The sequence below is a fragment of the Photobacterium sanguinicancri genome (genome assembly GCF_024346675.1).
Lineage (GTDB): Bacteria > Pseudomonadota > Gammaproteobacteria > Enterobacterales > Vibrionaceae > Photobacterium > Photobacterium sanguinicancri.
The window spans coordinates 1,569,859-1,581,681 of record NZ_AP024851.1 but is presented as its reverse complement, the minus strand read 5'-3'; the positions used below and the strand labels follow the sequence as shown (position 1 = coordinate 1,581,681).

At 40.7% G+C, this 11,823-nt stretch carries 8 protein-coding genes; 7 read left to right on the top strand and 1 reads right to left on the bottom strand.

The window, feature by feature from the left end; all coding sequences use genetic code 11:
* Positions 1-18: 18 nt before the first annotated feature.
* From tssH to OCU87_RS23890, 6 genes are all read left to right on the top strand, one after another.
* Positions 19-2,595: a type VI secretion system ATPase TssH gene (gene tssH, locus OCU87_RS23915; RefSeq protein WP_261858747.1), complete on the top strand. Its 2,577-nt coding sequence runs from the start codon at positions 19-21 to the stop codon at positions 2,593-2,595.
* A gap of 219 nt (positions 2,596-2,814) precedes the next feature.
* Positions 2,815-3,297 carry an Hcp family type VI secretion system effector gene (locus tag OCU87_RS23910; protein ID WP_261858746.1) on the top strand — a complete coding sequence of 161 codons (483 nt, stop codon included), beginning with the start codon at positions 2,815-2,817 and terminating at the stop codon, positions 3,295-3,297.
* A 50-nt stretch (positions 3,298-3,347) separates the two neighbouring features.
* Positions 3,348-5,198 (top strand): type VI secretion system tip protein TssI/VgrG, encoded by a 1,851-nt coding sequence (gene tssI / locus OCU87_RS23905; protein WP_062692270.1) that lies wholly within the window; start codon positions 3,348-3,350, stop codon positions 5,196-5,198.
* Between the two features lie 112 nt (positions 5,199-5,310).
* Positions 5,311-6,267 (top strand): hypothetical protein, encoded by a 957-nt coding sequence (locus OCU87_RS23900; RefSeq protein ID WP_261858745.1) that lies wholly within the window; start codon positions 5,311-5,313, stop codon positions 6,265-6,267.
* Complete coding sequence (locus OCU87_RS23895) at positions 6,267-10,571, top strand: RHS repeat-associated core domain-containing protein (protein WP_261858744.1); 4,305 nt, start codon at positions 6,267-6,269, stop codon at positions 10,569-10,571. Before OCU87_RS23900 ends, OCU87_RS23895 begins: the two co-directional genes overlap by 1 nt.
* A gap of 11 nt (positions 10,572-10,582) precedes the next feature.
* Positions 10,583-11,026, top strand: a complete 444-nt coding sequence (locus tag OCU87_RS23890; RefSeq protein ID WP_261858743.1) for an SMI1/KNR4 family protein — start codon at positions 10,583-10,585, stop codon at positions 11,024-11,026.
* Positions 11,027-11,094: 68 nt separating this feature from the next.
* Here OCU87_RS23890 and OCU87_RS23885 read toward each other — a convergent pair whose 3' ends face one another.
* Positions 11,095-11,358, bottom strand: a complete 264-nt coding sequence (locus OCU87_RS23885) for a hypothetical protein (protein WP_062692282.1) — start codon at positions 11,356-11,358, stop codon at positions 11,095-11,097.
* A 27-nt stretch (positions 11,359-11,385) separates the two neighbouring features.
* Between OCU87_RS23885 and OCU87_RS23880 the strand changes: the two genes are divergently transcribed.
* Positions 11,386-11,784 (top strand): hypothetical protein, encoded by a 399-nt coding sequence (locus tag OCU87_RS23880; RefSeq protein WP_261858742.1) that lies wholly within the window; start codon positions 11,386-11,388, stop codon positions 11,782-11,784.
* Positions 11,785-11,823 lie beyond the last annotated feature (39 nt).

Sequence of the window (11,823 nt, the reverse complement as noted above, 5' to 3'; positions counted from 1 at the left end):
ATTAGCTAAAGGTAATCTATGTCGACAATGACGTTGAAGTCGTTGGTGGAAAAACTCACACCTGACGCAAAAAGGACACTGGAATCTAGTGCCGCATTAGCAAATTCTCGTAGCCACTCAAGCGTAGAAGTGTTGCACTGGCTGTGTTGTATTTTGGACGCACAAACCACTGAATATAAAGCAGTAAGTCAATTCTTTGCAATCGATGATGCAAAGCTCAAGAATGATTTATTGGTTAGGCTTGAACGCCTACAAACAGGCTGTGAGGATGCTCCTGGTTTAGCGATTCATACGGTTACTTTACTTCGACAGGCATGGCTCGCCGCGACGATTGAATTTGGTGATAACAGTCTTGGTATTGTCCATTTATTTTATGCACTGTCAGCTGATGAAAGCTTGTCTTCTTTTGTTAGCTTATATAGTCAAGAAATTACAAAAATAGAACCCGCAAAGCTATTACATATTTGGCCTGAATTGAATAACAGCGTAGCGAGTGAAGCATCATCAGCAACCTCATCCAGTGCTTTACCTGCGTTAGAGCAATTTACGATGGATCTCACAGAGCAAGCTAGAAGTGGCGAGATTGATCCTATTGTTGGACGAGATGATGAAATTCGTCAGATGATCGATATTTTGTCTCGTCGCCGTCAAAATAATCCGATATTAACGGGTGAAGCTGGGGTCGGAAAAACGGCCGTTGTCGAAGGTCTAGCTTTACGAGTTGTAGCTGGCGATGTCCCTGATAGCTTAAAAGGGATCGCTATTCGTTCTCTTGATCTTGCGTTGCTTCAGGCGGGGGCGGGGATGAAAGGGGAATTTGAAAATAGACTGAAATCAGTTATTCAAGAAGTTAAATCTTCGCCAGTCCCTATCATAATATTTATCGATGAAGCACATGCCATGGTAGGGAGTGGGGGGCAAGCTGGTCAAAGTGATGCGGCTAATATCTTAAAGCCTGCACTCGCTCGTGGTGAACTTAGAACGATTGCGGCAACGACTTGGGCTGAATATAAAAAGTACTTTGAAAAAGATGCGGCGTTAGCTCGCCGATTCCAAGTGGTAAAGGTTGAAGAACCGAGTGAAGACCTTGCAGTTGCTATGTTGCGCGGTTTACTTCCCGTGATGGAAAAACACCATGGAGTGAGTATTACCGATCAGGCGTTACAAGCCGCCGTTAAATTATCGAATCGTTACATTAGTGGGCGACAGCTACCGGATAAAGCTGTGGGGTTACTTGATACTGCGTGTGCTCGCGTAGCAATGAGCCAAGCAACAACTCCTGCAAAGGTTGAGCGATTAACAAAAGCACTTGAACAAAAGCTTGTTGAAATTAATCAGTTGGAAAAGGAGCAAATAACGGGTTCACCTCACCAAGAGCAAATCGCTGAACTGAAACGACAGCATGACGAAAAAGAAACAGAACTTCATATCTACAACAACAACTGGCAACTTGAAAAAACGCAGGTAGAGCAAGCGCATTTATTAGTAGCTGAACTGCTTGAAGGCAATGAACAGCCACAAGCTCATGAAGAATTAGTGGCGATCAAACAATCTTTTGCAATCAATAATGAACCTATGGTGTTCTTTGAGGTTGATGAACACTTAATTGCAGAAGTGGTTGCAGACTGGACGGGAATTCCTGTAGGACGCATGCAGTCGGATGAAATTGAACAAATATTGTCACTTGAAAAACATTTAAAGCAACGTGTTATAGGGCAAGATCATGCACTAGATCATTTAGCTGAAGTCGTTAAGATTTCACGTGCCAACCTAAATGATGAAAATAAACCCAACGGTGTCTTTTTGTTGTCAGGTCCAAGTGGTGTAGGGAAAACTGAATCGGCATTAGCTTTAGCTGAGCAAATTTACGGTAGTGAAGCACACATTACGACAATTAACATGTCAGAGTATAAAGAGGAGCATAAGGTTTCATTGTTACTTGGTTCGCCTCCTGGCTATGTTGGGTTTGGTGAAGGGGGAGTGCTCACTGAGGCTGTCCGGAGAAAACCCTATAGCGTGGTCTTATTGGATGAGATAGAAAAGGCTCATCCAGGCGTTCAAGATATTTTCTATCAAGTTTTTGACAAAGGGACGATAAAGGATGGTGAAGGGCGAGATATCGACTTCAAAAATACGATTATTATTCTTACCTCGAATATAGGTACTGACTTGATCATGCAGCTTTGCGAAGATCCTGACATGATGCCAAGTCCAAAAGGGTTAACGGATGCGTTGCAAGATGAATTGTTAAAAGCATTTAAGCCTGCATTTTTAGGACGGATGAATATTATCCCCTTTTTCCCATTAACACAGACTGTATTAAAAGACATCGCTCAATTACAGCTAAACCGATTAGTGACACGTTTTAAAAAAAATTACGGTGCGCACTTTGAATATAGCGATGATATTATCAACTGTTTAATTGACTTATCACATGAGCCAAGTGCTGGCGCTCGTATTATTCAGCAAAATATACAAAAAACACTATTGCCAATATTATCAACTAATATATTAAATAGGATTTCAGTCAATAGTCCTATTGATAAAATCATACTTAGTGTTAAAGATGATAATTTCACCGTAGATATAAAATAAACAACATTTATTCTCATATGGTTTTGTGAGCCATTTTCAAGAAAATAAAAATGAAAATTGCGCTACTCGCTGTGTGTGTAATTATAACTCGTGATTTTTATTATCTAGAAATTTAATTCTATCTTTATGGTTAATGCTATCAGGAATGCTGGTGGCATTAAGTTTAATGCGCAAATGATTAATTTAAATGCAAAAAATGAATGCTAATAGGAGATTTGCATGCAAGCGAATACTTACCTGAAATATGGTGATATCAAGGGTGAAGCTACAGCCGAAGCTTATAAAGAGATGATTACACTTCTTTCTGTAGACTGGAGTGTGGGTCGTGAAATCACATCATTTACAGGTACAGCTCAAGACCGTGAAGCCAGTGCTGCTCGTTTATATGATATGACTATCACTAAACTGCAAGACTCAGCCTCTACTGCTTTATTTAAAGAAGCGACTATCGGAATGGGTGTTCAAGCGGTTTTCCACATGACTAAGCAAGGTAAAGATGGTGTGGAAGACATCATGAATATCACGCTTACTGATGCAATGATTTCATCTTATGCTGTATCAGTACAAGATGACCGTCCAATTGAAACTATTACTATTTCCTACACACAAATGGAAATGAATGTAATGCCATCAGATGATACGAATAAGAAAGGCGATACATTACGTTACGCATATAGTGGCACGAAAGGTCAATCAATGTAATTTCTGTGGGGTGGTTTACCACCCCATAGTTAATATGGTTAATAGGTAAAATGCAGAAAACATCACAAGAAAAAAACAGCATTAAAATATCGACGCTGCTGGGTCTGGATGCTCTTATATTAACAAGCTTTGATTATAATGAAGCTTTCTCTGAATTGTTTTCACTAAAAGTAAATGCATTTGCTAATGGCGTAATCATTGATAGAAATGCACTTATAGGATCTAAAGTAACCATTGAGTTTGAATATAATGTTGATAAGCAACCTATTACACGTTACTTCAGTGGTGTTGTTTCGCAATTGGAATGCGTAGGTAGTCGTGTTCCTGATAGTGCTGACGGTAAGCTATATCAAGATTATATTTTAACGGTTCGTCCTGATTTTTATTTAGCGAGTTTTAAGAATCACTATAAAATTTATCAAGATAAAATGCTTGAAGAGATTGTCGGTGAGGTGTTTGGCCGGCATAGCATTGCTTTTAGAGATGACAGAGTAAAATCGTATCCTATCTATGGCTATAAAGTGCAATACCATGAAACGGATTTAGATTTTATTCTGCGCTTGCTACAAGAAGAAGGCATATTTTTCTTTTTTGAGCATAGCCCAGATACGCACCAGTTAGTGTTAGCTGATTCGATTGAAAGCTATACGCAATGTGAAGAAGGTGCAGTGAATCACATGACAGGTTCATACAACGAACCTCATGTTCACCATTGGACGACAGGTTTACAGTTAGCTATTGGAGCGAGTGCCGTTTCAGGCTTTAATTTGGAAAGCCCAAGTAATCCCCCTTCAGGGGTTCATAGCCAGTGTACTCAAGGGATAACCCCTCCTGAAAGTGAGTTATATCAATATCAGGCTGAATCTGGTTTTAATCCTAGAGTTGATTTTTGTAGCAGTAATATTCTAGATGCATTACAACGTGACACGATGTCATGTAACGGATCCAGTAATTGTCGCTCATTCACGGTCGGTAAAACCTTTACTTTTTCTGATCATGAAGACCCCGCCCAAGTGGGAAAAACATATGTTATCAGCCAGCTGCATCTTCATGTGGCTATTCATTCTCAGATGGGATCGCAGAAAGAAGCTCAACAAGTTATTCATAACCAATTTAGTTGTGTTCCCGAAACTGTCGCATACCGTCCGCATAATATTATTACCAAGCCAAGAATTCACGGCGTACAGACTGCCATTGTTTCAGGTAAAGAAGGTGAAGAAGTTTACTTAGACCCACTTGGCCGGGTGAAAGTGAAGTTCCATTGGGATCGTGAAGGTGAATATCACGAAAATAGTTCGTGTTGGATCCGAGTTGCTCAAGGTTGGGCTGGCGCTGGCTGGGGAAGTTTCTTTACTCCGCGCGTTGGGCAAGAAGTACTTGTTGATTTTGTTAATGGAGACCCAGAGCAACCTGTGATTTGTGGCTCACTCTATAACGCAAGTCAAGTGCCACCTTATACTAGCGGTGCAGTTAATGGTATTAGAACTCGGTCACTTGAAGGTAGAGGTAGCAATTTTAACGAGATTCGTTTTGATGATACCAAGGATAATGAACACTTAGCGATCCATGCTGAGAAAAATCATTATGTGACTGTAGAAAATGACCATATTGAGCAGGTTGATAATAATCACCAACTATCCGTGAAAAATGATCAGATGGTTATTGTTGAAAACAACCAACAGCTGACAGTAAATAATGACCATATTGTCGATGTGAAAAATAATCAATCCAATAAAGCTGGGAAACAAATAGTGATTGACGCTGGCAGTGAGATCACCCTAAAAGCAGGGTCAGCCTCTATTACTATGTCTAGCGGAGGGGATATTAGTATTCAAGGTTCAAATATTAGTATTAATGGTCAAGCCATTACCCTAAAAGCAGGGCAAATTGCACTTAACTAGCTGTTTGAGTAGCAATCGACGGTAGGAGAGCTTTAGCAAACAAAAGTAAAAATTAAAGTTAATGAGTGCTAAGGCTTAGTTTTATTTTGATTTAAGTGTTGGTTAGGTAGTTATGCCCTTATTATTTTCGCCATTAGTGCTAAAAGTTGGTGTTGAGTCAGATCAAGAAAAGCTGTTTGGTCAAGAGAATATAGCAGCTGAATGGATTGGTTCTGAATCCAATCAAGGGCGAGCACATTTAACTATATATGATCTATCATTAGATTATATTGCTCGCTTGACTCAATTATTTCATCAGTGTGTCGATAGTCTTCCTGACGATTGGCAGTCTCATCCTATCTTATTTCTGACACCTGCGTTAGGTTCAAAAGATAGTACTGCTTCGCTATTTAATTCGTATTGTAAAGTCTTACCCTCTTTAGCTGAACATAGGGAAATTTACTTCTACCCTTATGGTCGTTCGGCATGCCTGCTTGCTCTTAAGCAAATAGAAAATCTTTTTAAACAAGAATATGCTTCTAAATTATTGATTATTTCTATAGATACTCATCAGCGATTATGTCCAACATCGTCAAAATCATATAGCGATATTCAATGTTATGAAGAACCACATATAACAGCTTGTGATAGTGCGGCGTTAGTTAACGTTGAATATTCTAAGGTGGGTTTAGTTATTAATTGGTATGGAAAGGTTGCACTAACGCGAGTAAATGAACCGGGGCAAGGTGTGGCTAATCTATTTTATTTATTTAACAAACAGTACCAATCTTCTATTGATGCGATCCACCTTCCTTTGAATAATACATCAAGAATGGCTAATGAATGGCTTGGGCAACTCTCTGAAATAGCTTCCTCATTAAGTAGTGATCTGAAGTGCTTCTTTAATGGTGTTCGAGTCGGAGACTTAGGTACAACTGTCGGGCTGTTTAATTTACTGCACACTCAAAGTTTGTATCAAAAAGGCGAATTAGAATCTGGACAATCTATCTTACAATTAGATATCTCTGATGGTTTATACCAGAGTGCAGCCCTATTTGGCTGGGAAAGTGAAAAAAGTGATGCTGCATAATGAGTTTGGTTATTGGCATTAAACTCAAGGCCAGCGATGGCATGGTATATCACTTTGTGACTACTCCTCAGCAGGCTGGTAATCTTGATGCTGTTACTTTTAACCATCCTTCTGCTGCCCATATATTAATAAAAATGTTTGAGCATCTTTACGAAGGTGTTCATGGTCGTGATTTATTGTCTGTTGCTGAATTGGTTGAACCAACCTTGGCAAGACGAGCGCGATTAGAGCCATCTGCGTATAAGACTGAAATATTGCAAGTCTTAAACCAAGCACTCATGAAGCAGCGTTTGTCCTGTTTAAGGATGCCAGAGACAAAGCCCGTAATTGCACATGAAGAACAACCCAGTATCCCACCTGTTCAAAGCCAGGCATCGTTACCCAAAGCTGGCGGTTCTACACAGCAAAAGGAGACTGTTGGTGATGATGCAATACGGATGGATACGCCAGCTGTATCTTTAAGTGAAACTGAATTTTGTGGTGACCCCGTTTCGATGGTAACGGGTGAGGAAGTACTCTCACTTACCGATGTAACATTAGCTGGAGGGCATTCGCTTGAGTGGGGGCGTATATATCGTTCTGGTCAATGTAATATTGACATTGGCATGGGATTTGGCTGGCGAAGTAAATTCCAATACGAGTTAAGCTTGGTTGATACATCGGAAAAAAAAGAGCTTCCGAAGCAATGGTGTTTTACCGATAACGAAGGTAGCACATTGTTTTTCGATGATGTCGATATTGGCGCTGTTAGCTATCAAATTCGTGCTGGTGCTAGTCTGTACCATCATCCAGAAAAATATCATTTGTTACGCCTAAAAGATGGCCGTCAAATTCGCTTTAACTGGCTTCATGGTGCCTGGCGAATGGACAAACTCCGTATCAATCAAACTGTCCAATATGGTTTTCAGTATTCAGTTGCTGGAAGAATGACAGGTATTGATATTAATGGTTACCTTGTATTAGCACTAAGGTACGACCGCAGCGGTCATCTTATTTCAGTTGAAGTCCCTCAAGTTTCTAAAAATGATCCGATCATTGTGCTTGCCTCTTATCAATATGATGAGAATGGTCATCAGATCTCTGCAACTAATCGTAATCAGCAGACTGAGCACTATCAATACCGTGATGATCATTTGATAACTTGTCGTACTCGTGCATCCGGGTTTCGTCATTATTTTGAATGGCTAGGTGACGGTAAAAGCGCTAAATGCTGTAGCCAGTATGGCGATAAAGGCAATTATCATTACCAATTTGATTATGACGATCAAGCTAAGGTCAGTATCAGTACTGATAGTCGCGGTCATCAATGGCACTATCGACATAACGAACAAGGATTACTGCTTGAGAAAGTGAGCCCGAAAGGGGCGCGTTGGCAGTATTACTATAATCAACTGGGTTTAAAAGTCACCGAGATAGCGCCTAATAACGGGGTGACGCATTATCGCTACAATAATCAAGGATTATTAGCTGAACTAGAAATGCCGAGTGGTGAATTAACGGCTTTTCGTTATAACCGTTTTGGCCAATGTATTGAGCAAGTAAACACACAGGGCTTAGTGACTTCCCATCGCTTTAATAGCCTTGGATTATTACTTTCAACGACACATCCAGATGGGCGTAATGATGAATACCTTTATGATCATCAAGGTCGATTGACTAAGCAGCTAGCGGCTAATGGTGATCAGCTACAATATTGGTGGAATGAACGTGGCTTGCTTGATGCTGTAAAAGTGAATAATGCACTTACACGTTATAGCTATGATAGTACTAGTGAAATAAATGGTGTCGCTTATCCTGATGGGAAGGTTGCCGCTTTTCAACGTGATAGCAGTGGTAATATCACTAAAAGTAGCCAATATCATCCAGGATCAGATGAACCCGTAATAACCCATTCGTTCGAGTATGATCAGGCCGGGCGTATTGTTAGCCATACCGATCCTATTGGCCGTAAATTACGGGTGATTTGGGGGGGATTATCTCAGCCTGAAGCGCTTATTCAAGCTGATGGCAGTCATATTGCTTACCAGTATGATGAAGAGAGAAACCTCGTAGGTATTAGCCGAAGTGATGGTTGTTGTTATCAACTGGAATGGGATGAAGAAGAGCGCTTGAGTCGCACTGTCGGCTTTGATGGACGCGAACAGCACTACCGTTACGATGAGAACGGAGAGTTAATCGCACTCCAAGAAGCCGACAGAAATGTTCGTATACAGCGAGATATTGCAGGGCGTGTGACGACTATGTTTGCCGTGTCTGCAAGCGGCACACGAGACAGCATTCAGTTCCACTATGATGATGCTAATCGCCTCATTAATGCCAATACAGCGACAAGAAAATTACGCCAAGAGTGGCTGTTGCATTCGCATCCTGTTGCCACTTGGCAAGATCATCATCAGTTTCAATATGGTTTTAACCGCCAAGGGTTACGTCAGCAGTTAGTACTGGCTGATAGCCAAAATATCACCTACCAGTATGACGCTAATCAGCAATTGAGCCAGATCTTGCTTAATGGTGAGATGATCCTCGATATATCACATGATAATCAAGGAAGGGAGTGTCAACGCCAACAAGGTAATGGGTTTAATCTGAATACACACTATGACGAACAAGGCCGCTTGTCTCATCAGCAGTGGAATACGCCATTAAGTGATAAAAAAAGTAGCCACGACCGCCATTATTTTTACGACCAAGCCAGTCAACTCACCCGTATTCATGATCGCCACCTAGGTGAACAAGCCTATAGCTTTGATGCGCTAAACCAACTTCAATCACACCGTATTGGCTTAGATATTCATCGTTATAAGTTTGATAGCTTTGGTAATCCGGTATCTGAATCAAGTGTGGTCGAGCAAGATCAACTATTAGCGCACAAGGATATTGCGTTTAATTATGATCTGTACGGTAACCAGATCCTCTCACGCTCCCAGAGTGCGACCCAGCATCGCCAATTCAATGGGCTTAATCAACTTGTTCAAGTTAATCATCAAGGCCGAACAAGTTTTTATGAATACGATGCGCAAGGGCGCCGTAGCCGTAAAGTGACCGAGCAAGAAATGGTTGATTTTCTGTGGGATGGTGATCAACTCATTGGCGAATATCAGCAAGGCCAGTACCGCTGGTATATCTATGCACCGAATGATTTCACCCCACTGGCTTTGATTGATAACGGTGAAGTCTACTATTTCCACACCGATCACCAAGGCACACCCCTGGCGATTACCGATAGTTGCGGAGAAACGGTATGGCAAGCCAATTATCGTACCTTTGGCTTTGCTGATATCACCATAGAAAAAGTCAAAAACCCCCTGCGCTACCAAGGGCAGTATTTTGATGACGAGTCAGGCCTGCACTATAACCGCTTCCGTTACTACGATCCGATCACGGGTCGCTTTATCCACCAAGATCCGATTGGCTTATTGGGGGGAATAAATCACTATCGTTATGCGCCCAATCCCGTGCAATGGGTCGATCCATTGGGGTTGAGTTGTAAAGAGGGGGGAGGAAATGCACTCTTAAATTCAGCGTACTTTCTTGGTGGTATAACTAAATATTCTGGAAACGCAGTTACAGGGACTATTGAAGCAATATATGCGGATCCTACTGGCGTTGCATGGGATACACTCTATACGGTAGTTGATGCGGTATACTATCCTATTGATATTGTGACTCGCCCACTTGGTTTTACCACCCATGCAGTTGATAGAACCAATGCAAGAATCAACGACGCATTGGGTGCAGCGCAAGAGCTGAAGGTAAACACAGTCGCTAATTGGGAGTGTCGTAACTGGGAAGGACTTGGTAGTAACCTAGCGGCGATTGGGATGGTGGTTAATCCGAGATCGTTAGTTAAAGGGAGCGTGACTAAAGTTGTTGGTATTAGCAACCTTCCAATATTTAAACAATATATTAGAGAGGTAGAAAAGTTTTCAAAAGTTAAACTCGGCCGAGACCAGAAGGCCTTGATTAAAGAGTTTCTTAGAAATAAAGATAATGGTATTAAAAAACTTTCTACTCAAGATGCGAAAGCTCATCGGTGGACTAACTCAACAAAAGATCAGTTGATAAAAGAGTGGGAAATGAATACAGGGCAAAAGTGGCCAAGATATGAGGAGGATAAACTATCAAAAAGGGGAAGAGTTTACATAAGAAAGGGTGAATATTTTGATGCGCATGAGATAATACCAAATCAATATAATGCTCCCCACTCTTGGTGGAATATAGTTCCAGCTGAGAGGCCGAATGCTCATCAAGGAGGTATCCACGGAGCAGGTAGTGGTTATAGTAAAATTGTGGATAGATTTTGAGGTAATTAAAAATGAGTAAAATTGATGTATTAAAGAGTTATGTCAACTTAGATACAGGTTCTATTCGCTTTCTGCCTGTTGAAGTTGAAGACGTTAATGAGGCTGAAGTAGAACTAGGTTTCTCATTACCATTAAGCTTAAAGAGATTCTATTCATCGATTGGGTATGGTTGGTTAGGTGATGATACTTGTGCTGATGTGAGAAATTTAATTATTCATCCGTTAGATATTGTTGACTTATATAAATGTGAGTCAGAATTTTCCCCATTAGATGTATTTTTAGATGGAGACTTACCTATTTTAGATTGTGGAGGTGATAAATTTTTAGTTGTTCGCCCTAATTCGCAATTTCCAGACAGAGTTTATCGTGATGATGGTGGCTCTGTTGCTCTCGCAGAGGATGTGGGAGCACTTGCTCTAAAGTTACTGAATAGCCCCAAATTTTATTTTGAGTAATAGTGGTTATTTTATGAAAAAGGAGACTGTAAATTAGATCCTGTAAATAATTCTGTGTAATTACCTCTTTAAATGTGATCTTTTAAGTGGTCTTCAAATTCAATAATAAAACGGTTCATCACCGCTTTCCAATTATGAATGGGCTTCGACCACTTTGTTGGGACATCCTGAATCGCTAGCTCGACAGTATAGTCAACGTCATCGCTTCTTATAGCTATAATGCCGACGGGCAGCTTGTTGCGGCAACAAACCGAAATAAACAGACCGAACACTATCAATATTGCGACGATAACTTGCTTACCTGTTGCCAGCGAGCATCTGGTTTTAGCCATTATTTTGAATGGTTAGGTGGCGGTAGCATGGCAAAATGTCGGGCGCAGTGGGGTGATCAAAGTATCAAGCCAGTTACATTATTACCTGTTGAGTGGATGGTAGAAGAAGTTGCTGATTTAACCCGTATTTTAACTGATAAAAGAAATGTAAATAGCGCACATTATGCTTTATACATAAATAACTTTGAAGTAGCCCACTACTTAATGGAGTTAGGTGCTGATCATGCGGGTAGAACTCCTGGTGGTTCTGATATGGCTTGGCAAATACATGATAGCCTAAGCAATATTTTATTGGATACAGATACGGATGCCTATAAATGGGCTGTGAAAGTCAAGCAACAGTTAATTGATCGCGGTGTGATCTTTCCGCCTCTTTCTCCCAAGGAAGTTAGGGTTAAATGGGCAGAGGAAGGGAGAGAAAATTAATACTTAATTATCTCGCTTTCGATGTGTTGACAAAGTGAT

What these genes read in the sequence shown, in the direction of transcription:
- tssH (WP_261858747.1), top strand. Translation starts at nt 19, where the DNA reads ATGTCGACAATGACGTTGAAGTCGTTGGTGGAAAAACTCACACCTGAC.
- OCU87_RS23910 (WP_261858746.1), top strand. Translation starts at nt 2,815, where the DNA reads ATGCAAGCGAATACTTACCTGAAATATGGTGATATCAAGGGTGAAGCT.
- tssI (WP_062692270.1), top strand. Translation starts at nt 3,348, where the DNA reads ATGCAGAAAACATCACAAGAAAAAAACAGCATTAAAATATCGACGCTG.
- OCU87_RS23900 (WP_261858745.1), top strand. Translation starts at nt 5,311, where the DNA reads ATGCCCTTATTATTTTCGCCATTAGTGCTAAAAGTTGGTGTTGAGTCA.
- OCU87_RS23895 (WP_261858744.1), top strand. Translation starts at nt 6,267, where the DNA reads ATGAGTTTGGTTATTGGCATTAAACTCAAGGCCAGCGATGGCATGGTA.
- OCU87_RS23890 (WP_261858743.1), top strand. Translation starts at nt 10,583, where the DNA reads ATGAGTAAAATTGATGTATTAAAGAGTTATGTCAACTTAGATACAGGT.
- OCU87_RS23885 (WP_062692282.1), bottom strand. Translation starts at nt 11,358, where the DNA reads ATGGCTAAAACCAGATGCTCGCTGGCAACAGGTAAGCAAGTTATCGTC.
- OCU87_RS23880 (WP_261858742.1), top strand. Translation starts at nt 11,386, where the DNA reads ATGGCAAAATGTCGGGCGCAGTGGGGTGATCAAAGTATCAAGCCAGTT.